The following is a 24,975-nucleotide window of genomic DNA, read 5'->3' as shown; positions in this document are numbered from 1 at the left end:
AATTTTTTAAAGAAATCTTAAAACAAATTCCTAAACTTCTCAATAAAAGGAACTTGTAAGATAAAAAATTTTAAAGAAATATTGGGGAGACAAAAGTTAATGTTTCAGCATAAAGAAAAACTACTTCTTTTTAATATTTCAGCAATAAATATCCTCCTTTATATATAAGTATATTGCGCAGGCAAAATCAACCTATTATCTTTGCGCTCATTAAAACTACATATACATGATTAAGGTAAGCTTGCCCGATGGCAGTATAAAAGAATTTGAAAAAGGTACCACTCCAATGGATGTTGCTAACAGCATTAGCTCTGGACTGGCCCGAAACGTAATTTCAGCAAAATTCAATAATAATATCGTAGAAGTTTCTACGCCATTAACTACAGATGGAAGTTTAACCTTATTTACCTGGAAGGACGACGACGGCAAAAAAGCTTTTTGGCATTCTACCTCTCACGTAATGGCCCAGGCTATAGAAGAAATGTATCCCGGTTCTAAATTAACCATTGGTCCGGCAATTGAAAATGGATTCTATTATGATGTAGATTTTGGCGAACATAAGATTTCGGAAAACGATTTTAAAAAGATCGAAGACCGCATGCTTGAGATTGCCCGTGAAAAACATGACTTTAAATTAAGGGAAGTTTCAAAAGCAGATGCCCTTTCCTATTATAAGGAACAAAATAACCAGTTTAAAGTAGAGTTAATCGAAAACCTGGAAGACGGTGAGATCACTTTCTGCGATCACGACAACTTTACAGACCTTTGCCGCGGAGGCCATATTCCAAATACCGGCTTTATTAAAGCGGTAAAGTTAATGAGTGTTGCCGGCGCGTACTGGCGCGGCGATGAAAACAATCCGCAGTTAACTCGTGTTTATGGAATTTCATTTCCGAAGCAAAAAGAACTAAAAGAATACTTAGAACTACTTGAAGAAGCTAAGAAAAGGGATCACCGTAAGCTTGGAAAAGAACTTGAGTTATTTACTTTTTCTCAAAAAGTTGGACAGGGACTTCCATTATGGTTACCAAAAGGAGCGGCTTTAAGAGAACGACTGGAAGATTTCTTAAAAAAGGCACAGAAAAAAGCAGGTTACGAGATGGTGGTAAGTCCGCATATTGGTCAAAAAGAACTTTATGTAACTTCCGGCCATTATGCTAAATACGGTGAAGACAGTTTTCAGCCAATTCATACCCCTAATGAAGGTGAAGAATTCTTATTAAAACCTATGAACTGCCCGCATCACTGTGAGATTTATAACGCTAGCTCCTGGAGTTACCGTGATCTTCCAAAACGTTTTGCTGAATTTGGCACCGTTTATCGCTACGAACAGAGTGGAGAATTACACGGCTTAACCAGGGTTAGAGGTTTTACCCAGGATGATGCTCATATTTTTTGTACTCCAGATCAATTAGATGAGGAATTCAAAAAAGTGATAGACCTTACCTTATATGTATTTGATTCTTTAGGTTTTGAAAATTTCACCGCCCAGGTTTCCTTAAGAGATCCGGAGAATAAAGAGAAGTATATAGGATCTGACGATGTTTGGGAAAAAGCCGAAACTGCCATTATTAATGCAGCTAAGGAAAAAGGGCTAAATTATGTTGTTGAAACCGGGGAAGCCGCGTTTTACGGACCTAAGTTAGATTTTATGGTGAAGGATGCACTTGGCAGAAGCTGGCAACTTGGCACCATTCAGGTAGACTACAATCTGCCAGAACGTTTTGAACTCACTTACAAAGGAAGTGACAATGAGACACACCGCCCGGTCATGATTCACCGTGCGCCATTTGGTAGTATGGAACGTTTTATAGCCATATTACTGGAACATACAGCAGGTAACTTTCCATTATGGTTGATGCCCGAGCAGGCTATGGTGCTCTCAATCAGTGAGAAATATGAAAAATACGCCCAAAAAGTTTTAACTTTGCTGGAAAATAACGAAATTCGCGCTTTGGCAGACAACCGAAATGAAACCATTGGGAAGAAAATTAGGGAAGCCGAAATGAACAAATTCCCATATATGTTGATTATAGGGGAACAGGAAGAACAGGATGGTACGGTTTCTGTACGAAAGAGAGGGGAAGGCGATATTGGCACTATGCCAGTAGAAGACTTTGCCGCAATTATAAATAACGAAATCAAAAAAACGTTGAAGACGTTTGAAGTTTAACCAAAAATAGATCAGCCATAGCAATACGTAGAAAAAAATCGAAAAGACCGCTTAGAGCAGTTAAAGAGGATCAACACCGGATTAACCAAAAAATCAGGGCAGAAGAAGTTCGCCTTGTAGGTGATAATGTAGAAATGGGCGTTTATCCAACCAAAGAAGCATTAACCATAGCCGAAGATTTAGGTTTGGATTTGGTAGAAATATCTCCAGATGCTAAACCACCGGTGGTAAAAGCGATGGATTACAAAAAGTTTCTTTACGAACAAAAGAAACGCGAAAAGGCAATGAAAGCCAAAGCGAGCAAAGTTGTTGTAAAAGAAATACGTTTTGGTCCTAATACAGATGATCACGATTACGAGTTTAAAAAACGTAATGCAGAGAAATTTTTAAAAGATGGTGCAAAACTAAAAGCTTTTGTATTTTTTAAAGGTAGATCTATCGTTTTTAAAGATAAAGGGGAAATCCTATTGCTTAGATTAGCTCAGGATCTTGAAGAACTTGGAAAAGTAGAACAAATGCCAAAACTTGAGGGAAAACGTATGACTATGTTTTTATCTCCAAGAAAAGCAAAATAGAATAAAGAATAATAAGAGAGTTATAATATAAAAAGAGGATAACATGCCGAAAATGAAAACAAAGTCTAGTGCCAAAAAGCGTTTTAAGCTTACCGGTACTGGTAAAATAAAAAGAAAGCACGCGTTTAAAAGTCACATCTTAACAAAGAAGTCTAAAAAACGTAAGCTAGCCTTAACGCATAGTACTTTAGTACACGATGCAGATAAGGACAATGTTAAACTTATGTTGCGTTTAAAGTAACAATAAGCTCTTAACGGTTTAATTAATTTAAAAACCCTGGAGTTGGGCAACACTTCGACTGCGCTTAGTGTGACAGATTGAAGTTTAAGTTAAAAGTGTCGATTATCGACCGCCTGCTACAAAACACATATAAATATGCCAAGATCAGTAAATTCAGTTGCAAAGAGAGCCAGAAGAAAAAAGGTTCTTAAGCAAGCAAAAGGTTACTTCGGACGTCGTAAAAACGTTTGGACAGTAGCCAAAAACGCGGTAGAGAAAGCAATGCTTTACTCATATAGAGACCGCAAAGTAAAGAAACGTAATTTCCGTTCACTGTGGATATTGCGTATCAACGCTGCAGCCCGTGAACACGGTATGTCTTATTCTCAATTTATGGGAGCTGCAAAAGCAAATGGAATAGGTTTAAACCGTAAGGTACTTGCCGATTTGGCAATGAACCATCCAGAAGCTTTTAAAGCAGTTGTAGATAAAGTAAAGTAAATACAAACAGTTATACACTCTCTTATTTAAAAATCCGGTTCTTTTGAGCCGGATTTTTTTGTACTTATATTTACTAATGATCTATTATTTGCCACCAGTACACTAATATTATCAGCCAATTCAGCGTATAGGTATCTCCGCTTAAACTCCGTAAAGGCTTAAAACTAATTTTCGGGAACCGCCATTATTTCTATGTTCTGCCAAATAAATTCCCTGCCAGGTTCCTAAATTTAATCTTCCATTTGTAACAGGAATTTGAAGCGAACTGCCAAGTAAAGATGCTTTTATATGCGCAGGCATGTCATCTGCCCCTTCTAAAGTATGTTTGTAATATGGCATGTTTTCCGGAACCATTTCATTAAAATGACTCTCAAAATCATCGCGCACCGTAGGATCGGCATTTTCATTGATGGTAATTCCTGCTGAAGTATGTTTAATAAAAACATTCAACATTCCAGAATTAATTTCCTTCAATTCGGTTAATTCATTTTCAACTTCGCCAGTGACAATATGAAAACCTCTTGATCTCGCTTTTAATTTTATTTCCTTCTGAAAGAATTTCATAGTTACTTCTTATTATTTTCTTTTAAATAAATTCCTGTTGCAGTTAAAATCCCAACTGAAATTAATAATATTCCATATACCGAAGAAGGCAATGTAATTATATTAGTTAAATCTAATATGAGAAATATTACAAAAATTAAGTTGACCACACTTAGTATTTTCAATAAAAGACTTAGTTTCATCTTAGGTTTTTTGAGGCTTTTTCTTCGCCGCCGGGAAGAGCACATTATTTAGGATCAGCCTATAACCCGGGGAAGTTGGGTGTAAATCAAGTTCGGTCTTTGGATCCCCAACCCTATGCTGATAATCTTCAGGATCGTGGCCTCCGTAAAAAGTGAAAAATCCTTTTCCTTTTATTCCGTGAATATAACGTGCTTCACCATTTAATTTACTCTCTCCCATCACCAGGACATTGGCTTTAATATTATCAGGGTTATATGCTGTAGTTTGCCCCATAAATCCTTTAACCAATCGCGTGTGGTTTTGAGTTAACATAGTTGGCACTACATCCCATTTTGCTGAAAAATCCATCAGCGTAAAATAATCGGTTTCCTTCGGAATATTTCTTTTAGCAGTCATATCTATTGAAGAAAACTCGTAAACCATTGGGCTTCGTTCCAGAGTAAAATCGGTAAAAGCGAAAGTATTACTGAAATCGATTTTAGATTGATAACCGGGTTCGCTGGGGTCACCATCAAACATAGTTTCAGCAATATCCACGCCTTCTGCGGCGAGAGCAATATCAAAACTATCGGTAGCGCTGCACATGGCAAACATAAAGCCGCCACCAACAACATAATCCCTTATCTTTAGAGCTACGGCTAATTTCTCTTGTGAAACCTTATCATAGCCTAACTTTTGCGCCAAAGCTTCAGATTCTTCTTTTTCCTGAATATACCAGGGCGTGGCTCTAAATGTTCTGTAAAATTTCCCGTATTGGCCTGTGAAATCTTCGTGGTGTAAATGAAGCCAGTCAAATAAAACCAGGGCATCGTTTAGAACGGCTTCATCGTAAATAGTTTCGTAAGGAATTTCAGCATAAGTAAGCGCCATAGTAACCGCATCGTCCCAGGGTTTATTTCCCTGGGGAGAATAAACCGCAATTTTTGGAGCTTTCTCTAAGACCACGGTCTCCATATTTTGGGAAGGACTACTGATTTCTTCTAAAATAGACTGCGTTTTATCGTCACTTATTACTTCAAAAGAAACTCCTCGTATTTGGCATTCTTTACGTAATTCTTCGGTATCTGAAATTAAAAACGAACCACCGCGATAATTTAACAACCATCTAACTTCTAACTCTTCTTCTAAAGCAAAATAGGTTATTCCGTAAGCTTTTAAATGATTCTTCTGAGAGTCTCCGTCCATAGGAATAAGCAATTGTGATGCTAAAACCTGAATAGAATTTAGAAACAGGAAAACAAAAAAGACCAGAAGAACGGTAAATTTCCCGCTTTTCTGGTCTTTTAAAACAATGTTATTAAGTGTACTCCTCTTTATTTTATCAGAATTTTTAGAATGGAACTTCGTCATCGTCATCATTATTAAACCCACTATTCATAGAGCTACCAAAAGCTTCGTTCGCACTTGGATTAGGCAGGTTTGGAGAATTAAATTCATTCTCATCATTTTCGCCGGTATTCATTTTTGAATGATATTCAAAAGGCGAATCGAACTCTTCTAAGTTATCAAATTTACCAAGATGACCAATAAATTTAAGACGTATATTTTCCAGTCCACCGTTCCTGTGCTTGGCAACAATAAATTCTCCCTGCCCATCGGTTGGTGTACGTTCTTCATCATCCCACTCTTCAATTTTATAATATTCGGGACGATAAATAAAGGAAACAATATCGGCATCCTGCTCAATCGCTCCAGATTCCCTAAGGTCAGAAAGCAATGGTCGCTTGCTTCCTCCCCTGGTTTCCACGGCACGTGATAACTGGGAAAGTGCAATTACTGGGATGTTTAATTCTTTGGCAAGTGCTTTAAGGTTACGCGAAATTGTAGAAATTTCCTGCTCCCTGTTTCCGCCACCTTTCTGGCTTCCACCGGCAGTCATTAACTGCAAATAATCAATTACAATAAGCTTAATCCCGTGCTGGGAAGCCAACCTCCTGGCTTTTGCCCTAAGGTCAAAAATTGAAAGTGAAGGCGTATCATCTATAAATAGAGGTGCATTTTCAAGATCTTTTACCTTCACATTAAGTTGTTCCCATTCGTGCTTTTCAAGATTTCCCGTTCTTAATTTTTCTGAAGAAAGACCGGTTTCCGAAGAAATTAATCGGGTAATTAGCTGTACTGCCGACATCTCCAAAGAGAAAAATGCTACCGGCATATTCTGGCCAACAGAAATATTTCTGGCCATAGATAAGGTAAGGGCCGTTTTACCCATACCCGGACGTGCAGCAACAATAATAAGGTCACTGGGCTGCCACCCGGAAGTTAACTGGTCTAACTTATCAAATCCTGAAGGAACACCACTTAAACCTTCTTTATTCGAGATCTCTTCAATTCTATTCTTCGCCTGAATCACCAAACTTTGAGCAGTCTCTGTAGATTTTTGAATATTCCCCTGGGTTACTTCGTATAATTTGGCTTCAGCACTGTCTAAAAGATCAAAAACATCTGTAGATTCATCGTAGGCTTCTTCAATAATTTCGTTTGAAATTTTAATCAAACTACGCTGAATATATTTCTGAAGAATTATACGCGCATGAAATTCAATATGCGCTGAAGATGATACTTTTTGAGTTAACTGAATAAGGTAATAATCGCCCCCGGTTTTTTCAAAATTGCCATCTTTCTTTAATTGGTTAGAAACGGTTAATAAGTCAATCGCCTCTGTATTTTCGAAGAGTTTATGTATGGCTTCAAAAATTAATTTGTGGGAGTTTTTATAGAAAGCATCAGGGCTAAGGATATCAATAATTTCATCTACCCCTTTTTTATCAATCATCATTGCCCCTAACACAACCTCTTCTAAATCAACAGCTTGTGGAGGAAGTTTTCCTTTTTCAAGGCTAATTACGTTGCTTTTCTTTGCCGAAAATTGTTGTGGGGCGGTGATTTTTTCCATATCACGAAAGTATAAAATTTGTTAAGAGCATCTTAATTATAATTCACTTACTTAATTAACCAGTCATCAACAATCTGCCTGTTGAAAACTTAATAATAGTGTTGATAAGTGCAAAAAAAACCGAAACCAGGGTTTCGGAAATTTAAGAAGTTATGGTATGTAAGGTATTAGCTTTTAAAAACCCCCATATCTAAATACTTATCCATTCTTTTATTAACTAAATCTGTTGGTGATAAGTTTTTAAATTCAGAATAAGCTCCTAAAATTGCATTTTTTACCGTATTAAAAGTTTCCTCTCTATTGCTATGAGCACCTCCAATTGGTTCTTTTACAATTTCGTCTATCAATTTCTGTTTTTTCATATCCTTAGCGGTAAGTTTCAAAGCATCTGCCGCCTGCTCTTTATACTCCCAGCTACGCCAAAGAATAGAAGAACAAGATTCAGGAGAAATTACCGAGTACCAGGTGTTTTCAAGCATCATTACCTTATCGCCAACTCCAATTCCTAAAGCACCTCCACTGGCACCTTCTCCAATGATAACTACAATAATTGGCACTTTTAGCCTTGTCATTTCCAGGATATTGCGGGCAATAGCTTCTCCCTGGCCGCGTTCTTCAGCTTCAAGCCCAGGATATGCTCCCGGAGTATCTACAAATGTCACTACAGGAAGACCAAACTTCTCTGCAGATTTCATTAAACGCAAAGCTTTACGGTAACCTTCAGGATTTGCCATCCCAAAATTCCTATATTGTCTCGTTTTAGTATTATAGCCTTTTTGCTGACCTATAAACATAAAACTCTGATCTTCAATTTTACCAAGCCCGCCAATCATTGCTTTATCGTCTTTTACATTTCTATCGCCGTGAAGCTCTAAAAAAGTATCACCACAAATTGCATTTATATAATCTAAAGTATAGGGGCGGTTTGGATGCCTGGAAAGCTGAACCCGTTGCCAGGCCGTTAAATTCTTATATATATCTTTTCGGGTTTCCTTTAATTTCTTTTCAATTTGTCTGCAGGTAGCCGTAACATCAACATCGCTCTCTTCACCTATGTTACAGGCTTTTGCGTACTGCTCTTCCAACTCTTTAATGGGTAATTCAAATTCTAAATATTCCATAAGTTGATATGGTTTGTTTTTTATTAGCCTACAAATATAACAAACTTTAAAAGGAAGAATTATACAGAAAGACCATTAAATTTTGAGAAATTTCTTCTCTTATCTTTTGGCTCTATAAAGTAGAAAAATTGCCAGAATACCAAAACTGATATTAGGAAACCAAACAGCAATTAAAGGAGAAAAGGTAGATTGCTCGGCCATAGTCCCAAAAACCTTATCGAAAAATATAAATATAAAGGCTAAAGTAATTCCAACGGCAAGGTTTACACCCATCCCTCCACGACGTTTCATAGAGGAAACAGCTACCGCAATTATGGTAAGAATAAATGCGGAAACAGGAATGCTCCATCGCTTATAAGCTACCACCAAATATCTATTTATATTTCCAGAACCGCGGCGGCGTTCTTGTTCAATAAACTCGTTTAGCTCGGTATAGTTTAAAGTTTCAGCGATATAAGTTTCAGGGGTTAATTCATCAAATTCAAAAGGAAGAATGGTATCCAACTTATTCTGATGAATTATAGAATCTTCATCTACCCCAACAATTCGTTTATTTACATTGGTTAAAGAATAAGTAGTGTCTTCGGGATTAAATCTTAGGCTGGTGGCACTTATTTTATATTCAAGTTTATTGCCTTCAAAATGTTCTAAAGTGAAATTTCTAGCCGATTTCCCCAATGGCTGAAAATGGCTGGCATAGATAAATTCGTTATCATTTATTTGCCTATAAACATCCCTGGTTTCCTGGGTTTCGGCTCCTTTTTTAAGATATTCATATTTAAATTCATTAAAACCTTTACTGGCTTTTGGCGCGAGGAACATACCAAGAATGAGCGCTAAAATACAAACAATAGTTGCACCAATAAGATAAGGTCTTAAGAACCTCCAAAAAGAAACCCCACTACTTAAAAAGGCAATAATTTCAGTATTATTTGCAAGTTTGGAGGTAAACCAAATCACCGATAAAAACAGGAAAAGCGGAAATAATAAATTGGCAAAATAGATTGTAAAGTCTACATAATAAAGAGCCACTTCTATAAAAGGCACTTCATTATCCAGTATTTTCCCAATTTTTTCAGCAAGATTAACTGTAATTCCAATTGGTATAAATAGTAAAAGCATAAGGAAGAAAGTTCCCAAATAACGTTTTAATATGTACCAATCTAAAATTTTCAAAGTCTAAAGTCTTTTATCCATTTGTTTAACCATCATATTCTTCCATCTGGCAAAATCTCCGGCTAAGATATGTTTTCTGGCTTCACGTACCAACCACATGTAAAATCCGAGATTATGAATAGTAGCAATTTGCTTGCCGAGAAGTTCATTTACACTAAATAAATGCCTAACATAAGCTTTGCTATAATCTTTATCTACAAAAGTAGTTCCCATTTCATCTAGAGGAGAGAAATCGTCTTCCCACTTTTTATTTTTAATATTAATTGTCCCGTGAGCCGTAAAAAGCATCCCGTTACGGGCATTTCTGGTAGGCATCACACAATCAAACATATCTACTCCCAGTGCAATATTTTCCAAAATATTAATAGGTGTACCTACTCCCATTAGATATCGCGGTTTATCTTCCGGAAGAATTTCAGTAACAACTTCTGTCATCGCGTACATTTCTTCAGCAGGTTCTCCAACTGAAAGTCCGCCAATCGCATTACCCTCTGCTCCTACTGAAGCTATATATTCTGCCGATTGTTTCCTTAAATCTTTATAAGTACTTCCCTGAACTATGGGAAAAAGCGTTTGATCAAACCCGTATAAAGGATCTACTTTTTGCAAATGATTTACACACCTGTCCAGCCACCTATGCGTCATATGCATAGAACGTTTTGCGTATTTATAATCACAAGGATATGGTGTACATTCATCAAATGCCATAATGATATCGGCACCAATAGTCCGTTGAATTTCCATCACATTCTCTGGAGTGAAAACGTGGTAAGAACCATCTATATGTGATTTGAATTTTACCCCTTCTTCCTTAATTTTCCTTCTCGCAGAAAGGGAGTATACCTGGTACCCACCGCTATCGGTTAAAATATTTCGATCCCAGTTCATAAACTTATGTAAGCCACCGGCTTTCTTAAGAATTTCGGTTTGGGGACGTAAATATAAGTGATAGGTATTCCCTAAAATTATATCAGGATTAATGTCTTCTTTAAGTTCCCGCTGGTGTACTCCTTTAACCGAAGCTACTGTACCAACAGGCATAAAAATAGGAGTTTCAATCTTACCGTGATCGGTGGTAATGGTCCCGGCGCGGGCTTTACTACCGGTATCGGTACTCAACAAATCAAATTTCATAATACTTTTTAAGTGAGTGCAAAGATACTCAAGTAAACTTCCTTTTGACAAACCCAAGGGGTATTAAAATTTTTTTTTGATTTAAAGACAGCCGAGCTTTCAAATATCGCAATCGATTGAAAATTTAATAAAAGAAGTTTACACCAGGAAATTGTTAGTTACTTGGTTAGTTTTCTTAATAACTGGAAGGCAAGCACTTTGACAAAGCTTTATAAAAAGCTATTTTTGTGGCTATCATTTTAACAACACAATTTTACTTTAATGTCAAAGATCAAAGAATTAGAAGATTTTGCCACCCAGGTACGCCGGGATATTTTAAGGCAGGTTCACAAGGTGAATTCGGGACATCCGGGAGGTTCGCTTGGTTGCACAGAATTTTTCACCGCTTTGTACCAGGGCGGAATTATGGAACACAAACCCGAGTTTAACATGGACGGGAAAGACGAAGACCTTTTCTTTCTTTCCAACGGTCATATTTCACCGGTTTTCTATAGCGTTTTAGCCCGTAGTGGTTATTTTCCTGTAGATGAATTAAATACTTTCCGACTTATAGATTCCAGGTTGCAGGGGCACCCTACAACGCACGAAGGCCTGCCGGGAATTCGTGTTGCCTCAGGTTCCTTGGGCCAGGGAATGTCGGTTGCTCTTGGAGCTGCTCAGGCTAAAAAACTGAATAAGGATAAGCATTTAGTATTTTCCCTTCACGGAGATGGTGAATTACAGGAGGGTCAAAACTGGGAGGCTATTATGTATGCCGCCGGTAATAAGGTAGACAATATCATTTCTACAGTAGACGTAAATGGCCAGCAAATAGACGGAAGTACAGAAACCGTTTTACCAATGGGTAACCTGAAAGCTAAATTTGAAGCTTTTGGTTGGGATGTAATGGAGATTGAAGATGGTAACGATATGCAACAGGTAATTGATGGATTAACTGAAGCCAAATCCCGTACCGGAAAAGGAAAACCGGTTTGTATACTTATGACTACCGTTATGGGTAATGGTGTAGATTTTATGATGCATACCCACGCCTGGCACGGAAAAGCGCCTAACGATGAGCAATTAGAAACTGCGCTTTCTCAAAATCCTGAAACTTTAGGAGATTATTAAAAGCCCCACCTAGCCTCCCCGAAGGGGAGGAATTTGATTTTAAGGGGAATGGATATAAAATAATATAGATTTCCAGAAAAGTGGAAATGACAAAGAAATTTAGAATGAAGACATATACAGATACAGGAAAAAAAGATACCCGTTCCGGTTTTGGTGCGGGACTTACCGAGCTTGGCAGAACCAATCCTAACGTAGTAGCACTTTGTGCCGACCTTATAGGATCGCTTAAAATGCAGGATTTTATAGATGAAAATCCGGAGCGTTTCTTTCAGGTAGGAATTGCCGAAGCCAATATGATGGGAATGGCCGCAGGTCTTACCATTGGCGGGAAGATTCCATTTGCAGGTACTTTTGCAAATTTCGCGACGGGAAGAGTCTACGACCAAATTAGACAATCTATCGCCTACTCGGGGAAGAACGTAAAGATTTGTGCTTCTCACTCTGGAGTAACTTTAGGAGAAGATGGAGCAACCCACCAAATCCTGGAAGATATAGGCCTTATGAAAATGTTACCAGGAATGACGGTAATAAATACCTGCGATTTTAACCAGACCAAAGCCGCAACTTTGGCTATTGCTGAGCACGATGGCCCGGTTTACCTTCGGTTTGGACGACCAAAAGTAGCTAATTTCACTCCGGAAGATCAAAAGTTTGAAATTGGGAAAGCAGTTCAACTTTATGAAGGGGATGATGTAACTATAATTGCTACCGGCCATTTGGTTTGGGAAGCGATACAGGCGGCCCAAAAACTTTCAGAAAAAGGAATTAGTGCTGATGTGATCAATATTCACACGATCAAACCTTTAGATGCAGAAGCCATTATCAAATCGGTTAAGAAAACCGGATGTGTGGTAACTGCCGAAGAACATAACTTCCTTGGCGGTCTTGGAGAAAGCGTTGCCCGCACTTTAGCCGAAAATAATCCGGCACCACAAGAATTTGTGGCCACCCAGGATACTTTTGGAGAAAGCGGCACCCCGGAACAATTATTTGAAAAATACGGACTTAACGCAGAAGCGATTATTAAAGCCACAGAAAAAGTGCTAAAAAGAAAATAAAACTTCTTTTTAATTATCTTTAAAGCCTTTGAGAATGTGATTCTTAAAGGCTTTTTTTATTCAGTAAAAAATAACAGGCACTATTTGTGCGTTATTTAAACCTAACAATAAAACAATCTACTATGAAAAAATTAATGTTTATCGCTTTTTTTGTGTGCTCCTCTGCTGGACTCATAGCACAGGAAGCAGATTTTGGAATTAAAGGTGGTTTCAACTACGGGGCTACCGGAGATCTTAAAATGGAAAATGCTTCTAACGATTTAGGAGATATCATTGAAGGTAAAGAAAAATCAGGGTATCATATAGGGCTTTTCAGTCGTTTTGAGATTGTGGGAATTTTTCTTCAGCCAGAACTAATGTTCACTCGCCTGAATACCGAATATGAAACTTTCAACTATAAAATTGATAAAATTGATGCGCCTATTTTATTGGGCGTAAATGTTTTAGGACCCTTAAATATAAAAGCAGGTCCTTCATTTCAGTATATTATAAATAATGAGCTGGAAGATACTCCGCTAAAAATTGGCGATGTTGAAAAAGATATAACGGTAGGTTACCAGGTAGGTGCCGGTATAAATCTGGGTAGATTAGGTTTTGATGTAAGATATGAAGGCGCTTTTACCGAAAATACCGCTTTTAGTGAAGAAGCTTCAGATAATTTTTCAATAGATTCCAGACCTTCTCAATGGATTTTGAGTTTGTCTTACGCTTTTTAAGTTAAAAGTAACCAAACAGGAAAGTTCTATTCTGTTTAATAAAAAAGGAGAGGTTAAGTAAAAAGACTTTCTTCGTCAAGCTGAACTAGTTTCAGCTTCTAATATGTTTTAAAACAACTTAGATCCTGAAGCAAGTTCAGGATGACGTTTAAGTTAACTTTCACTTAACCTCTTTTCTATATAAAATACTTAAGCTTTTACTTATTCAAAAGTATCGGGATCTAAATAATCTGGAGTTCCATTTCCGTTAGAATCTGGAAACTCTATACTACCATCTTCATTGATAATTATTTCATCACGGGTTGGTTTTCCATCACCATCATCATCGGCATCAGCAAAATTTGGAGTGTCGTCACCATCGCTATCATCGTCCAAAATATTGTTATTTTCATTTAAATCTTCCATCCAGCTGGGAATACCATCCCGATCGTGATCGGTTTCATTAACACGGAATAACTGCACGTTAAAAACCAAAGGACTATAAGGTGGAATACTGGTTTGTGAACTTGAAAAATATCCTAAACCTGAAGGAAAAATTAAAGCTCCAATGCCATAATCGTCATTAAAATCTACCGTATTATCTGGATTTACCTTATATCCCGAAGCTCCTTTAAATTCTATAATTCCTTCAGTAAAGCCTTTTATTAGTGTGGTAAGATCAAACCAAACAGGTGTATTTGCATTATCAAAAGCGGTAAGGTTTAATAGTTCCCCGCGGTAACTAACAAGAGTAGAATCGGTGAATTTTGGTTGTTGGCCTTCCCCTTCTCTAACCTTTAATACATACATATTGTATTCTACATCATTATTCACCACCGTTTTCATAATCAGGTTTTCCTCTTCAGAAAGTGGTGTTTTATCTGCATTTTCACCGGCAATTGTATCAAGACGAACCATATAATCAAAATCATCTGAAGGATTTTCAAACTCTTCGTAATTGTAAAAATGGGTGTCCAGGAAATTATTTATTGAATCGGCATCAGTCAAAGCCTGCTCTTCAGGGTCTCTTTCCTCAATTTGCGGCGTATTTCTATTATCATCATCGTTACAGGAAATTAGAGTTGAAGCTGAAATAAGGCTTAGAATAAAAAATTTGTTTAATCGCATTGTCTTTATTTTTGGCGCGCAAGATACAATATTCTTGTATTTTTGTTTAAGATTAACGCAGTTTTAAAGGAGAGATTTTATGAGAGTTGACAAGTTTTTATGGTGCGTAAGATATTTTAAAACCCGAAGCATTGCCACCAACGCATGCAAGCAGGGAAAAGTGAAAGTAGATGGCGCTAATGTAAAGCCCTCTAAAGAAATTTTTCCAAACGATAAACTTACCGTAAGAAAAAACCAGATAGATTATCAAATTGAAGTTTTAGACCTTCCGCCCAACCGGGTTGGCGCAAAACTGGTAAATCTTTATATAATTGATGTAACCCCAAAAGAAGCTTTTGAAAAATTAGAGCTTTTAAAATACTCTAAAGATTATTATCGTAAAAAAGGTACAGGAAGACCTACTAAAAAAGATCGTCGTGATATAGACGATTGGTTTGAAAACACAGACCCCAATCCAGATGACATCAAATCGTAGTTTTTCTTCGGCATTTTGGTCGCAACGCTACGAAGAAAACCAAACCGGCTGGGATATTGGCGAAATATCTCCCCCACTGAAACAGTATATAGATCAGCTTGCAGACAGGGAACTTAAAATATTAATTCCCGGCGCCGGAAATGGCTATGAAGCCGAATATTTATTTAAACAGGGTTTTAAAAATGTATATGTAGCCGATATTAGCAAAAATCCCCTAAAAAATCTAAAAAACCGTTTACCCAATTTTCCGGAAGAACAATTATTGCACATTAATTTCTTTGAAATTGAAGATTCTTTTGATCTTATTTTAGAGCAAACCTTCTTCTGTGCGCTTCCGGTAAGTTCCAGGCAGGATTATGCAAAAAAATCTGCTGAAATTTTAAATGAGAATGGATTGCTAAGCGGACTGCTTTTTAAATTTCCGCTTACAGAACAAGGTCCGCCTTTTGGCGGAAACAAAGAAGAATATTTAACGTATTTTAGTCCGTATTTTAAAATTGAAATCCTCGAAACCTGCTACAATTCTATAAAACCAAGGCAGGGAAACGAATTATTTTTTAAATTCAGAAAAAAGTCAGTTTGACGCTGAACCCAAACATATAAGCAAATGAAAGAACGTGTACTTATTTTAAATCACGAACAAATTCAGCATAAAATTAAACGTATAGCCTACCAGGTTTACGAAAGCAATATTGATGAAAAGGAAATTATTCTTGCCGGTATTTCTAAAAAGGGCCATCAATTAGCCTTGCATTTAAAAGAAGCTTTAGAAACGATTTCTCCGCTAAAAATCAAGTTGTGCGAAGTTTACGTAAATAAGAAAAATCCGCTGGAAGAAATTACTACTTCGTTGGAACCCGAGGTTTATCAAGATAAATCGGTTATTTTGGTAGATGATGTTTTAAACTCTGGGACCACCTTAATTTATGGCGTAAGACATTTTTTAAATGTTCCGCTTAAACAATTTAAAACAGCGGTTTTAGTAGACCGAAATCATAAAAAATACCCTGTAAAAGCCGATTTTAAAGGAATTTCGCTCTCCACTTCTTTAAACGAAATGGTAGAAGTTTCTTTTGAAGCAAATAAATTTAAAGCAGAGCTTTTATAGTTTTTCTATAATTTGATCTATAATAAATTCAGGTTCTTTTTCGTCTACGTTTACGGTAATATCCGACTGGCTGTAATAATAGGCGCGCTCAAAGAGATGTTTCCTAATAAATTCTTCTAAAGTCTCCCGGGAGTCTAAATGACTAATTACCGGTCTATGAACTTTTTCCTGGAAAAGCCTTTCGGTTAATGTTGGGATAGATGCTTTTAAGTAAATGCTTTTTGCATCTTTTTGGGCACAAATTCGGTCAAAATTATCTCCGTAACATGGCGTTCCCCCTCCTAAAGAGATCACCATATCTGAATTATTTTCCAAAATATCGTCTAAAATTTGTGATTCCAGTTTTCTAAAATAAAGTTCGCCTCTATCCTCAAAAATATCATTAATACTTTTTCCCTGGATCACTTCTATTTGATCATCGAGATCTACATATTTGTAATTCAGATTTTTAGCAAGCTTCTCTCCTACCACCGACTTACCCGATCCCATATACCCGGTTAAAAAAATTTTCATAGTTAAAGTACTTATTATTAGAAGGATTCAAATCTAATATAAATTTATCTCAATTTAGGCTTGAAAAATAAATTAATGAATGTATATTTGCACCCGCATTCGCAAAAAGACGGATGCTTTTTATTGATCTGGTAGCTCAGTTGGTAGAGCATCTCCCTTTTAAGGAGAGGGTCCTGGGTTCGAGCCCCAGCCAGATCACAAAATAAATTTTGATTTAGTTGGCGAGAAACCTGTCCCTAACGAAACGCAGTAAAGTAGAGTTTCGGGAAGCCCCAGCCAGATCACTTTTTAAGTTCAGAATTCTTAATTGAATTTATTTTTTTGAAATATTCGCAACCGATCTGGTAGCTCAGTTGGTAGAGCATCTCCCTTTTAAGGAGAGGGTCCTGGGTTCGAGCCCCAGCCAGATCACTTTTTAAGTTCAGAATTCTTTGAATTCAATTTTTTGCAACAGCCCTAGGAAATGTACTATTTCCAGACTTGTTTTAAGCCCGGGTGCTGGAACTGGTAGACAGGCATGGTTGAGGGCCATGTGTCCATTAGGGCGTGCGGGTTCGACTCCCGCTCCGGGCACTTTCTAAATTCCTATCCTACTATTTTCTTTATTAATCCAAAAAACTTATAAGGTGGATACTTTAATGGTATATCCAGTTTTGTAGTTGAATTTACCACGCCTCTTTCGTGCGTAAAAGCCAGGAAACTTTCTTTACCGTGATATTTCCCCATTCCGCTATTTCCCACACCTCCAAAAGGCAATTTATGGTTCGCTACGTGTAAGAGCGTATCGTTTATACAGGCTCCCCCAGAACTTGTTTCCCGCAAAACTTGATCTGCGCCATTATCTTTTCCAAAATAATAAAGTGCAAGCGGTTTTTCATTCTTGTTTATATAAGATAAAGCTTGCTCTATTTCTTCAAATTCCATTACCGGTAAAATAGGCCCGAAGATCTCTTCCTGCATAATCTCATCTTCAGGTTTTACGTTATTTAAAATCGTAGGAGCAATATATTTTTCTTCTAAATTTACTTTTCCGCCGTAATATATATCGCCATCTAAATATTTCATTAACCTATTCATTGCATTTGGGTTTACAATTCGGCCATAATGATTAGAATTTGCGATATTATCTCCCAGCATTTCTTCAAAAGATTTAGAAATTTCAGCTAAGAGATCTTTCTTAATATCCTTGTGAACCAGCAAATAATCTGGTGCGATACAGGTTTGGCCTGCATTTATAATTTTACCCCAGGCAATTCTTTTTCCGGCAATTTTTAGGTTTGCCGCTTTATCTACTATACAGGGGCTTTTACCTCCCAGTTCTAAAACCACTCGGCTTAAATGCTCGGCAGCAGCTTTCATTACGGTTTTCCCCACACCCGGACTACCGGTAAAAAACATAACATCAAATGGAAATTTAAACAGCTCCTGGTTAGCTTCCTTCCCTCCCTGCACTACCGAAATATATTCTGAAGGAAAAAATTCTGAAATCATTTCTTTTATAACCCTGGCTACATCAGGTGTGTCTGGTGAAGGTTTTAGCACCGCACAGCATCCGGCAGAAATGGCACCAATTAATGGATTTATAGTAAGCTGAAACGGGTAATTCCACGGCGCGATTATTAGACCAATGCCCAGGGGCTCAAAATAGATTTTTGAGCCGGAAGGTTTAATTTGTAAAGGTGTCCCTACTTTTTTAGGCTGTGACCATTTCTTGAGGCTTTTAATATGATAATTCAACTCTTCTATAAGCAAACTGGTTTCGGTAAGAAAAGCTTCTTCCTTAGATTTATGAAGGTCTTCCCATAAAGCTTTATTCACTTTATCTTCATATTGAAGAATGGCTTTTTTTAATTTCTTTAACTGCTGAAGCCTGAAATCTATACTTTTAGTTTCCTGAGAAGCGAAAAACGTTCTTTGATTCTTATATATTTCGGCTATCTCTTTTGCTGAAGTTTCTTCCATATCCTTATTTTTTTCGACCTTTAAATTCATCCATTGTTTTATACACCCCAATTACCCTTCCTACAAACCAATCGTAAAACCAAATTGGAAAAAGTCCCTGTGAAAATCTTACAAAACGCATACTCCACGGCATACTTAGATAGATCCTGTTCTTTTCAATTGCTTTAATTATTTTTTTAGCCACTTTAGTTTGATCCAGAATAGGGATATTAGATTTCACCCCGTCAAACATTCCGGTATTAATATAATAAGGAGTAACCGTGGTTAGGCCAACGCCCGTTTTAAGCTGTTCCATTTCCAACCGTAAACTATCAGACCAACCGGTGGCAGCCCATTTGCTGCCGGCGTAAACCGCCATTTTTGGATTAGAGACCAGACCGGCAGAAGAGGTTATATTACAAATATGACCTCTTTTCCTTTTGATCATACCGGGAAGAAAAGTTAATGCAAGTTGCATTGGGGCAATGGCATTTACCTTCATTGTCTTTTCTATTTTTTCTGAAGAATTCTCGTGAAAATAACCACCATACACAATTCCGGCATTATTGATTAAAATATCAATTCCTCCAATTTCTTCCTCTACCTGCCTGGCCATTTCCTTTACCCACACGGTATTGGTGATATCTATGGTGTATCCATATACCTCCCCCAATTCCTCAAATTCATTAAGTGTTTTTTGTAAATTGAGTTTATCCACATCCCAAATTACCAATTTACCCCCATGCTTTAATACTTCCCTGCCCATTATTTTTCCTATACCAGATGCGCCACCGGTTATAAGGACAAGTTTTGAAGAAATCGTCGTCATAAATTTTAGTGTTTAACTTTTTAACTAAACAATTAAACATTTTAACACTTTCGTAAAGTGTTTAATGTTCAATTTTAATTAGATTTGACTATCTTAAACACAATATGGAACTAATTAAGCAAAATTTCAGTATAAAAGACCTTGAAAATTTAAGCGGAATCAAGGCTCATACCATAAGAATTTGGGAAAAAAGATATAATATCTTAAATCCCGATCGTACTTCTACAAATATAAGGACATACGATAGTTCTAATCTTCAAAAGATCTTAAACGTTGCTTTCTTAAACGAACACGGCTATAAAATCTCAAGGATTTCCAAACTCAGTGATGAAGAAATTGCTAAAATGGTAAGAAGTATTTCTGCCAGTACAAGTAAAGAAAACCGAGCTCAAAATTCATTTAAACTTTCTATGATGAATTTTGATGAAGAGCTTTTTAATAATACATACGAGACGCTACAGAAAGATAAAAGCTTCAGGCAAATTTTTCACCAGGTTTTTCTTCCCTTACTGGAGCAAATTGGTATGTTGTGGCAAACCGATACCATTAAGCCAATTCACGAGCATTATATTGTAGATCTTATTAAACAAAAATTATATTTTAATCTCGCTGAAATAAAGAAAGAGGTCAAACCAACTTCCGATAAGTTATACGTACTCTTTCTTCCCGAAAATGAAATTCACGATATTGGGATTATTTACCTGTATTATGAACTTCTATATCACGGGAACCAGGCAATTTATCTGGGCCCAAGTTTACCTTTAACCGATCTTGGCTATCTGTTAGAGCGCCACGACAACCTGAGTTTTGTAAGTTATTTTACCACCGCACCCGGAGATGTAGAAGATTTTATAAATCAATTTAACGAGGAAGTTTGCGAAAAGAAAACTTACGAATTATTACTTTTTGGGCATAAAATAAGGGAAATTCAGCATAAAGAGCTTCCCGCTTTTGTGAAAACCCACACCAACCTAAACCAATTTATAGATAACCTTTAAATATGAAGAAGAAAGTTGCTGTTATTGGTTCCGGATTTGCTTCCCTCGCTGCGGCCTGCTACCTCGCAAGAGATGGCTATAGGGTAGATATATTTGAAAAAAATGCAAACATCGGCGGGCGGGCACGCCAGCTAAAAAAAGACGGATTCTGTTTTGATATTGGTCCTACATGGTATTGGATGCCCGATGTTTTTGAACGTTTTTTTGCCGATTTTAGCAAAAAACCTTCAGATTATTATGAGCTGGAAAAACTAAGTCCCGCTTATAAAGTTTTCTTCGGAAAAAATGATAGCATTACCATAGAAGACAGCCTCGATAAAATTTGCGCGGCTTTTGAAGCCGAAGAACCCGGAAGTTCAATAAAGCTAAAACAGTTTATTGAGGAAGCTAAAAACAATTATGATATAGCCATTAAAGATTTGGTATATCGCCCCGGCGTTTCTCCTTTAGAATTAATTACGCCCACCACCGCAGGCAAAATAGGCCAGTTTTTTAGCACAATTTCTAAAGAAGTCAGGAAAGAATTTACCAACCAGAAACTTATTCAAATTCTTGAATTTCCGGTACTATTTCTGGGAGCTAAAGCCAGCCACACCCCGGCTTTTTATAGTTTTATGAATTACGCCGATTTTGGCCTGGGCACCTGGCACCCCAAAGGCGGAATGTATAAGGTGATTGAAGCCATGGAAAACCTGGCTAATTCCCTGGGAGTTAAAATAAATACGAATGCCGCGGTTTCTGAAATTTTTGTTGAAAACAATACCGCAACAGGAATGCAGGTAAACGGTGAAAAAATAGAAGCCGATTATATTCTTAGCGGTGCCGATTATCATCATACCGAAACTTTACTGCCGGAATACAAAAGACAATACAAGGAGTCTTACTGGCAAAAAAAGACCTTTGCTCCTTCAGCTTTATTATTTTTTGCCGGTTTTAATAAGAAATTAGAGAATGTAACGCATCATACCTTATTTTTTGATACCGACTTCGAGAAACACGCAAAAGCAATTTACGATGATGCCGAGTGGCCAGAAAATCCGTTGTTTTATGCAAGCTTTCCATCAGTTACAGATGATGCCGCCGCGCCAGAAGGAAAAGAAGCCGGTATATTTTTAATTCCGCTGGCACCCGATGTGGAAGATACTCCAGAAATTAGGGAGAAATATTTTCAGAAAATTATAAGCCGGTTTGAAAGTTTAACCAATCAAAATGTAACCGATCATCTTCTTTTTAAAGAATCATTTTGCGTTAAAGATTTTAAAGAAGATTATAATTCTTATAAGGGTAATGCTTATGGCCTGGCAAATACCCTTTTACAAACTGCATTTTTAAGACCTAAATTAAAGAGTAAAAAAGTGCACAAATTATTTTTTACCGGGCAGTTAAGTGTTCCCGGCCCCGGCGTGCCTCCTTCCCTTATTTCGGGAAAGCTCGCTGCGGGATTAATTCAAAAAGAAAATTAAATTATGAAAGCCATTTTTGACAATGTTTCACGGGCTTGTAGTAAAACTGTTACTCACCATTACAGCACCTCGTTCTCTACGGCAACCAGGATGCTCGCGCCCTCTATTCGTCAGGATATTTATAATATCTATGGCTTTGTGCGCTTTGCCGATGAAATTGTAGACACATTTCATGACTATGATAAGGAAAAACTATTTAACGATTTTGAAGTAGATCTTTATAAAGCAATTAAAGATAAAATTAGCCTAAATCCTATTTTAAATTCTTTTCAGGAAACCGTACATAAGTATCAAATAGACGAATCGCTTTATCGCGCTTTTATGAAGAGTATGCGCTTAGATTTGCATAAATCTGACTATCTTAGTATTGCCGAATATAAAGAATATATCTACGGAAGTGCAGACGTAGTAGGCCTTATGTGTTTAAAGGTTTTTGTAAAGGGGGATCATAAAAAATATGAATCGCTGAAGCAATCTGCAATGAGTTTAGGCTCTGCTTTTCAGAAGGTGAATTTTTTAAGAGACCTTAAAGCCGATTTTGAAGATCTTAGCCGTAGTTATTTCCCCGGCACCAATCTTGAACAATTAGATGAAGCCAGCAAACAAAAGATTATAGCAGAAATAGAAGAAGATTTTAAACATGGTTTAAGCGGAATTTCGCATTTACCAGTAGAAGCTAAATTTGGTGTTTACACCGCATATATTTATTATAGAAAATTATTGCACAAGCTTAAAAAAGTACCTTCTTTAGAAATTAGGAACAGCAGGATAAGGGTTCCAGATTATCAAAAAGCAGGGCTCTTGGCCAAATCGTATATTTCTTATAGATTAAAACTTATTTAATATGGATATTTTATTATGGATTCTGGTTTTTCTGGGCACTTTCGCCGGTATGGAAGGAATGGCCTGGTTTACCCATAAATATATTATGCACGGATTACTCTGGAAACTGCACAAAGACCACCACCACAAAGACCACAGCCACTGGTGGGAACGCAACGATCTTTTCTTTATTTTTTACGCACTGGTTAGTATTGGTTTTTTCCTACTTTGGCGTTATGAAGATGTTTGGATTGGCCTACCCATTGGCCTGGGAATTTTAGCCTATGGCATTACTTACTTTACGGTTCACGATATTTTTATACACCAACGATTTAAAATGTTTAGAAATGCTAATAACCGTTTCGCTAAAGGAATAAGAAGAGCACATAAAATGCATCATAAACATCTTGGCAAAGACGATGGCGAATGTTTTGGAATGTTATTCGTACCTTTCAAATACTTTAAAAAATAAAATAGTAATGCTGCGTTAGTAATTTATGCTAGGTCCCGTATATTTTTATGTTATTATTGGTGGAGGACTTGCAGGCCTTCAATTAGCCCGGCAACTTAGCCGGGATGTTTTTTTCAAAGGAAAAAAGATTGCCATAATAGATTCTGATTTTTCTATTCCGGTTAAAACCTGGTGTTATTGGGAAAAAGGCTCAGGCAAATGGGATCATCTACTTACCAAATCCTGGAATAACGGAAAATTCATTTCTTCTGAAGAAAATATAGAATTACAACTTTCCCCTTATTCCTATAAGATGATAAAGGCTGCAGATTATCATCAAAAATTGCAGGAAGAGATAGAAGAATCTGGTGATATTGAATTTATTACCGATGAAATTCAGAAAATTGATCCCGTAACTATGAAAGCCAAAGGCCGAAAAACATCTTATGGCGCTACTCATTTTTTTGACAGCAGGGTAGATCCTTCTTACCTGGAAAGTAAAAAACACACTACTATTTTTCAGCATTTTAAAGGCTGGGAAGTAGAAACCGAAAAACCCACTTTTAGCCCAGATTCTTTTACGATGATGGATTATAGAATTAAGTATCCCGGCGCTACCGCTTTTACTTATATCCTCCCATTTACTGAAAGAAAAGCATTAGTTGAATATACTTTTTTCTCTCCCTTTTTAACTGAAGATAAAGTGTATGACGAAATGCTTCAGAAATATTTTGAAAAGGTTTTAAAAACAAAGGATTTTACGATTAAAAGCACTGAAACCGGCATAATCCCAATGACCGATTTCCCTTTTAATAAAGCAAACACTAAACAAATTACCAAAATTGGTACCGGTGGTGGCTGGGTAAAACCTTCTACCGGTTATTCGTTTAAAAACACAGAAAAGCGTATAAACCGAATTATTAAAAATATTAAAAGCGGAAAAATACCGGGAGAAAACTTAATCAATGAAAAATTCAGAAAGTACGATGCAATTTTTCTGGATGTACTCGCCCAGAATAATCAAAAAGGAGAAGAAATTTTTACCAAATTTTACACTAAAAATTCTCCACAGGATATTTTTAAATACCTGGATGAAGAAACTTCAGTTTCAGAAGACTTAAAAATTATGTTTTCGCTTTATAGTTTCGATTTTGTGAAATCATTTTTCAGGAAAACCTTTTAATTTATTCAGCTAAAAGCTGACTTAACAGGTTTCTAAAATTCTGACTATTCCAGTCGGCCGCGCCTTTTTTATCTACTACAATAGTTCCGCTTTTATCAATTACATAAGTAGAAGGTAAGGTATAACCATCTAAAGGTTTGGGATCTTCTGAGAGCATCCTGTAACTGGAGAAGTTATAGCCTTTACGCTTCAGGAAGTTGTTGGTAGTTTCGTGATCTTCGCCAGAGATAAAATAAAATGCTACATCGTCCTTATAATCTGTATAAAGTTCCTGGAAACTTGGCATTTCAGCAATACAGGGTGGGCACCAGGTAGCCCAGTAATTTACGATTATCACTTTTCCTTTAGATTCAGCAAAATCAACTCTATTCCCATCTTTCGTTTCCAAGGTCCAATTGTAAGTTTCCAGCTCTTTCCTGTCTTCTTCATCTGTTGCCGAAGGGCTAAACGCAAAAATTTTATTTACCACAATTTGAATGGGTTTCCGGGTTTGTGGGATAATCATTACCAGGATAATTACAATAAAAATAATGTTAGACCATTGATTCTTGAAAAGCTTCTTCATTGCCGAATTTTAATACTTAGACGTATATAACAAAGGTACTTAACATCTAAATTTAATCCATAAAAAAGAGGCTGATTAAAATTGATTTTCTCC

At 36.9% G+C, this 24,975-nt stretch carries 26 protein-coding genes and 3 tRNA genes; 18 read left to right on the top strand and 11 right to left on the bottom strand.

Going from position 1 to position 24,975, the window contains the following annotated elements; all coding sequences use genetic code 11:
• Positions 1 to 226 precede the first annotated feature (226 nt).
• The 4 genes from thrS to rplT all read left to right on the top strand — a co-directional run bounded on the left by thrS (position 227) and on the right by rplT (position 3,469).
• Positions 227 to 2,173: a threonine--tRNA ligase gene (gene thrS / locus B4F31_RS14000; protein WP_075327582.1), complete on the top strand. Its 1,947-nt coding sequence runs from the start codon at positions 227 to 229 to the stop codon at positions 2,171 to 2,173.
• 23 nt (positions 2,174 to 2,196) lie between these two features.
• Complete coding sequence (infC, locus tag B4F31_RS13995) at positions 2,197 to 2,748, top strand: translation initiation factor IF-3 (protein ID WP_075327583.1); 552 nt, start codon at positions 2,197 to 2,199, stop codon at positions 2,746 to 2,748.
• 43 nt (positions 2,749 to 2,791) lie between these two features.
• Positions 2,792 to 2,989: a 50S ribosomal protein L35 gene (gene rpmI / locus B4F31_RS13990; protein ID WP_037319922.1), complete on the top strand. Its 198-nt coding sequence runs from the start codon at positions 2,792 to 2,794 to the stop codon at positions 2,987 to 2,989.
• A 135-nt stretch (positions 2,990 to 3,124) separates the two neighbouring features.
• The gene (gene rplT, locus B4F31_RS13985; protein WP_075327584.1) at positions 3,125 to 3,469 is read left to right on the top strand and encodes a 50S ribosomal protein L20; all 345 of its coding nucleotides are present in this window, start codon (positions 3,125 to 3,127) and stop codon (positions 3,467 to 3,469) included.
• Positions 3,470 to 3,610: 141 nt separating this feature from the next.
• On the opposite strand, the gene B4F31_RS13980 is transcribed toward rplT, so the two are convergent.
• The 6 genes from B4F31_RS13980 to tgt all read right to left on the bottom strand — a co-directional run bounded on the left by B4F31_RS13980 (position 3,611) and on the right by tgt (position 10,543).
• Positions 3,611 to 4,033 (bottom strand): secondary thiamine-phosphate synthase enzyme YjbQ, encoded by a 423-nt coding sequence (locus B4F31_RS13980; protein ID WP_075327585.1) that lies wholly within the window; start codon positions 4,031 to 4,033, stop codon positions 3,611 to 3,613.
• 183 nt (positions 4,034 to 4,216) lie between these two features.
• Positions 4,217 to 5,401 carry an asparagine synthetase B gene (locus B4F31_RS13975; RefSeq protein ID WP_093306115.1) on the bottom strand — a complete coding sequence of 395 codons (1,185 nt, stop codon included), beginning with the start codon at positions 5,399 to 5,401 and terminating at the stop codon, positions 4,217 to 4,219.
• A 145-nt stretch (positions 5,402 to 5,546) separates the two neighbouring features.
• Positions 5,547 to 7,112 (bottom strand): replicative DNA helicase, encoded by a 1,566-nt coding sequence (gene dnaB, locus B4F31_RS13970; protein WP_093306082.1) that lies wholly within the window; start codon positions 7,110 to 7,112, stop codon positions 5,547 to 5,549.
• 167 nt (positions 7,113 to 7,279) lie between these two features.
• Entirely contained in the window at positions 7,280 to 8,233 is a 954-nt protein-coding gene (locus tag B4F31_RS13965) for an acetyl-CoA carboxylase carboxyltransferase subunit alpha (protein WP_075327587.1), read from the bottom strand.
• Between the two features lie 99 nt (positions 8,234 to 8,332).
• Complete coding sequence (locus tag B4F31_RS13960; RefSeq protein WP_093306084.1) at positions 8,333 to 9,409, bottom strand: LptF/LptG family permease; 1,077 nt, start codon at positions 9,407 to 9,409, stop codon at positions 8,333 to 8,335.
• A gap of 3 nt (positions 9,410 to 9,412) precedes the next feature.
• Positions 9,413 to 10,543 (bottom strand): tRNA guanosine(34) transglycosylase Tgt, encoded by a 1,131-nt coding sequence (gene tgt, locus B4F31_RS13955; protein WP_075327589.1) that lies wholly within the window; start codon positions 10,541 to 10,543, stop codon positions 9,413 to 9,415.
• Positions 10,544 to 10,804: 261 nt separating this feature from the next.
• Here tgt and B4F31_RS13950 point away from each other — a divergent pair, with 261 nt between their 5' ends.
• The 3 genes from B4F31_RS13950 (at position 10,805) to B4F31_RS13940 (ending at position 13,427) form a co-directional block, all read left to right on the top strand.
• Entirely contained in the window at positions 10,805 to 11,653 is an 849-nt protein-coding gene (locus tag B4F31_RS13950) for a transketolase (protein WP_093306087.1), read from the top strand.
• A 104-nt stretch (positions 11,654 to 11,757) separates the two neighbouring features.
• On the top strand, positions 11,758 to 12,711 hold the full coding sequence (locus tag B4F31_RS13945; RefSeq protein ID WP_075327591.1) for a transketolase family protein: 954 nt from the start codon (positions 11,758 to 11,760) through the stop codon (positions 12,709 to 12,711).
• Positions 12,712 to 12,833: 122 nt separating this feature from the next.
• Entirely contained in the window at positions 12,834 to 13,427 is a 594-nt protein-coding gene (locus B4F31_RS13940) for an outer membrane beta-barrel protein (RefSeq protein WP_075327592.1), read from the top strand.
• 201 nt (positions 13,428 to 13,628) lie between these two features.
• On the opposite strand, the gene B4F31_RS13935 is transcribed toward B4F31_RS13940, so the two are convergent.
• Complete coding sequence (locus B4F31_RS13935; protein WP_075327593.1) at positions 13,629 to 14,534, bottom strand: FKBP-type peptidyl-prolyl cis-trans isomerase; 906 nt, start codon at positions 14,532 to 14,534, stop codon at positions 13,629 to 13,631.
• Between the two features lie 79 nt (positions 14,535 to 14,613).
• Between B4F31_RS13935 and B4F31_RS13930 the strand changes: the two genes are divergently transcribed.
• The 3 genes from B4F31_RS13930 to B4F31_RS13920 are packed head-to-tail and all read left to right on the top strand — an operon-like array spanning position 14,614 to position 16,117.
• Positions 14,614 to 15,009 carry an RNA-binding S4 domain-containing protein gene (locus B4F31_RS13930; RefSeq protein ID WP_075327594.1) on the top strand — a complete coding sequence of 132 codons (396 nt, stop codon included), beginning with the start codon at positions 14,614 to 14,616 and terminating at the stop codon, positions 15,007 to 15,009.
• Positions 14,993 to 15,592, top strand: coding sequence for a methyltransferase domain-containing protein (locus tag B4F31_RS13925; protein WP_286761544.1), 600 nt, complete (start codon positions 14,993 to 14,995; stop codon positions 15,590 to 15,592). Before B4F31_RS13930 ends, B4F31_RS13925 begins: the two co-directional genes overlap by 17 nt.
• 24 nt (positions 15,593 to 15,616) lie before the next feature.
• Positions 15,617 to 16,117 carry a phosphoribosyltransferase family protein gene (locus B4F31_RS13920; protein ID WP_075327596.1) on the top strand — a complete coding sequence of 167 codons (501 nt, stop codon included), beginning with the start codon at positions 15,617 to 15,619 and terminating at the stop codon, positions 16,115 to 16,117.
• On the opposite strand, the gene B4F31_RS13915 is transcribed toward B4F31_RS13920, so the two are convergent.
• Complete coding sequence (locus tag B4F31_RS13915) at positions 16,112 to 16,630, bottom strand: shikimate kinase (RefSeq protein ID WP_286761543.1); 519 nt, start codon at positions 16,628 to 16,630, stop codon at positions 16,112 to 16,114. The genes B4F31_RS13920 and B4F31_RS13915 overlap by 6 nt on opposite strands.
• A gap of 125 nt (positions 16,631 to 16,755) precedes the next feature.
• Here B4F31_RS13915 and B4F31_RS13910 point away from each other — a divergent pair.
• From B4F31_RS13910 to B4F31_RS13900, 3 genes are all read left to right on the top strand, one after another.
• Positions 16,756 to 16,828, top strand: a tRNA-Lys gene (locus tag B4F31_RS13910).
• Positions 16,829 to 16,968: 140 nt separating this feature from the next.
• Positions 16,969 to 17,041, top strand: a tRNA-Lys gene (locus B4F31_RS13905).
• A gap of 78 nt (positions 17,042 to 17,119) precedes the next feature.
• Positions 17,120 to 17,203: transfer RNA gene (locus B4F31_RS13900), tRNA-Leu, on the top strand.
• 12 nt (positions 17,204 to 17,215) lie between these two features.
• Here the strand turns inward: B4F31_RS13900 and B4F31_RS13895 are convergent.
• Both B4F31_RS13895 and B4F31_RS13890 read right to left on the bottom strand, forming a co-directional pair.
• The gene (locus B4F31_RS13895; RefSeq protein WP_286761542.1) at positions 17,216 to 18,622 is read right to left on the bottom strand and encodes an aldehyde dehydrogenase; all 1,407 of its coding nucleotides are present in this window, start codon (positions 18,620 to 18,622) and stop codon (positions 17,216 to 17,218) included.
• Positions 18,597 to 19,400, bottom strand: a complete 804-nt coding sequence (locus B4F31_RS13890) for an SDR family oxidoreductase (protein ID WP_075327598.1) — start codon at positions 19,398 to 19,400, stop codon at positions 18,597 to 18,599. Before B4F31_RS13890 ends, B4F31_RS13895 begins: the two co-directional genes overlap by 26 nt.
• 104 nt (positions 19,401 to 19,504) lie before the next feature.
• Between B4F31_RS13890 and B4F31_RS13885 the strand changes: the two genes are divergently transcribed.
• The 5 genes from B4F31_RS13885 to B4F31_RS13865 are packed head-to-tail and all read left to right on the top strand — an operon-like array spanning position 19,505 to position 24,317.
• Entirely contained in the window at positions 19,505 to 20,398 is an 894-nt protein-coding gene (locus B4F31_RS13885) for a MerR family transcriptional regulator (protein WP_075327599.1), read from the top strand.
• Between the two features lie 2 nt (positions 20,399 to 20,400).
• Positions 20,401 to 21,861 (top strand): phytoene desaturase family protein, encoded by a 1,461-nt coding sequence (locus tag B4F31_RS13880; RefSeq protein WP_075327600.1) that lies wholly within the window; start codon positions 20,401 to 20,403, stop codon positions 21,859 to 21,861.
• 3 nt (positions 21,862 to 21,864) lie between these two features.
• Positions 21,865 to 22,704: a phytoene/squalene synthase family protein gene (locus tag B4F31_RS13875; protein ID WP_075327601.1), complete on the top strand. Its 840-nt coding sequence runs from the start codon at positions 21,865 to 21,867 to the stop codon at positions 22,702 to 22,704.
• A gap of 1 nt (position 22,705) precedes the next feature.
• Positions 22,706 to 23,155, top strand: coding sequence for a sterol desaturase family protein (locus tag B4F31_RS13870; RefSeq protein WP_075327602.1), 450 nt, complete (start codon positions 22,706 to 22,708; stop codon positions 23,153 to 23,155).
• Positions 23,156 to 23,180: 25 nt separating this feature from the next.
• Entirely contained in the window at positions 23,181 to 24,317 is a 1,137-nt protein-coding gene (locus tag B4F31_RS13865; protein ID WP_093306095.1) for a lycopene cyclase family protein, read from the top strand.
• Between the two features lies 1 nt (position 24,318).
• On the opposite strand, the gene B4F31_RS13860 is transcribed toward B4F31_RS13865, so the two are convergent.
• Positions 24,319 to 24,882, bottom strand: a complete 564-nt coding sequence (locus B4F31_RS13860) for a TlpA family protein disulfide reductase (RefSeq protein WP_093306097.1) — start codon at positions 24,880 to 24,882, stop codon at positions 24,319 to 24,321.
• Between the last annotated feature and the right edge of the window lie 93 nt (positions 24,883 to 24,975).

Origin of the sequence: Salegentibacter sp. UBA1130 (assembly GCF_002311535.1) — a bacterium.
Lineage (GTDB): Bacteria > Bacteroidota > Bacteroidia > Flavobacteriales > Flavobacteriaceae > Salegentibacter > Salegentibacter agarivorans.
Note: the sequence above shows the minus strand (reverse complement) of the source record. Positions and strands in the feature narration are given on the sequence as shown.

Excerpts from the sequence above, each read along its gene's own strand:
- B4F31_RS13925 (WP_286761544.1), top strand. The coding sequence starts at position 14,993 with ATGACATCAAATCGTAGTTTTTCTTCGGCATTTTGGTCGCAACGCTAC.
- thrS (WP_075327582.1), top strand. The coding sequence starts at position 227 with ATGATTAAGGTAAGCTTGCCCGATGGCAGTATAAAAGAATTTGAAAAA.
- B4F31_RS13920 (WP_075327596.1), top strand. The coding sequence starts at position 15,617 with ATGAAAGAACGTGTACTTATTTTAAATCACGAACAAATTCAGCATAAA.
- tgt (WP_075327589.1), bottom strand. The coding sequence starts at position 10,543 with ATGAAATTTGATTTGTTGAGTACCGATACCGGTAGTAAAGCCCGCGCC.
- B4F31_RS13965 (WP_075327587.1), bottom strand. The coding sequence starts at position 8,233 with ATGGAATATTTAGAATTTGAATTACCCATTAAAGAGTTGGAAGAGCAG.
- B4F31_RS13980 (WP_075327585.1), bottom strand. The coding sequence starts at position 4,033 with ATGAAATTCTTTCAGAAGGAAATAAAATTAAAAGCGAGATCAAGAGGT.
- B4F31_RS13875 (WP_075327601.1), top strand. The coding sequence starts at position 21,865 with ATGAAAGCCATTTTTGACAATGTTTCACGGGCTTGTAGTAAAACTGTT.
- B4F31_RS13935 (WP_075327593.1), bottom strand. The coding sequence starts at position 14,534 with ATGCGATTAAACAAATTTTTTATTCTAAGCCTTATTTCAGCTTCAACT.
- B4F31_RS13880 (WP_075327600.1), top strand. The coding sequence starts at position 20,401 with ATGAAGAAGAAAGTTGCTGTTATTGGTTCCGGATTTGCTTCCCTCGCT.
- rpmI (WP_037319922.1), top strand. The coding sequence starts at position 2,792 with ATGCCGAAAATGAAAACAAAGTCTAGTGCCAAAAAGCGTTTTAAGCTT.
- B4F31_RS13860 (WP_093306097.1), bottom strand. The coding sequence starts at position 24,882 with ATGAAGAAGCTTTTCAAGAATCAATGGTCTAACATTATTTTTATTGTA.
- B4F31_RS13885 (WP_075327599.1), top strand. The coding sequence starts at position 19,505 with ATGGAACTAATTAAGCAAAATTTCAGTATAAAAGACCTTGAAAATTTA.
- B4F31_RS13890 (WP_075327598.1), bottom strand. The coding sequence starts at position 19,400 with ATGACGACGATTTCTTCAAAACTTGTCCTTATAACCGGTGGCGCATCT.
- B4F31_RS13950 (WP_093306087.1), top strand. The coding sequence starts at position 10,805 with ATGTCAAAGATCAAAGAATTAGAAGATTTTGCCACCCAGGTACGCCGG.
- B4F31_RS13975 (WP_093306115.1), bottom strand. The coding sequence starts at position 5,401 with ATGGACGGAGACTCTCAGAAGAATCATTTAAAAGCTTACGGAATAACC.
- dnaB (WP_093306082.1), bottom strand. The coding sequence starts at position 7,112 with ATGGAAAAAATCACCGCCCCACAACAATTTTCGGCAAAGAAAAGCAAC.
- B4F31_RS13945 (WP_075327591.1), top strand. The coding sequence starts at position 11,758 with ATGAAGACATATACAGATACAGGAAAAAAAGATACCCGTTCCGGTTTT.
- B4F31_RS13870 (WP_075327602.1), top strand. The coding sequence starts at position 22,706 with ATGGATATTTTATTATGGATTCTGGTTTTTCTGGGCACTTTCGCCGGT.
- B4F31_RS13915 (WP_286761543.1), bottom strand. The coding sequence starts at position 16,630 with ATGAAAATTTTTTTAACCGGGTATATGGGATCGGGTAAGTCGGTGGTA.
- B4F31_RS13865 (WP_093306095.1), top strand. The coding sequence starts at position 23,181 with ATGCTAGGTCCCGTATATTTTTATGTTATTATTGGTGGAGGACTTGCA.
- B4F31_RS13940 (WP_075327592.1), top strand. The coding sequence starts at position 12,834 with ATGAAAAAATTAATGTTTATCGCTTTTTTTGTGTGCTCCTCTGCTGGA.
- B4F31_RS13895 (WP_286761542.1), bottom strand. The coding sequence starts at position 18,622 with ATGAATTTAAAGGTCGAAAAAAATAAGGATATGGAAGAAACTTCAGCA.
- B4F31_RS13930 (WP_075327594.1), top strand. The coding sequence starts at position 14,614 with ATGAGAGTTGACAAGTTTTTATGGTGCGTAAGATATTTTAAAACCCGA.
- rplT (WP_075327584.1), top strand. The coding sequence starts at position 3,125 with ATGCCAAGATCAGTAAATTCAGTTGCAAAGAGAGCCAGAAGAAAAAAG.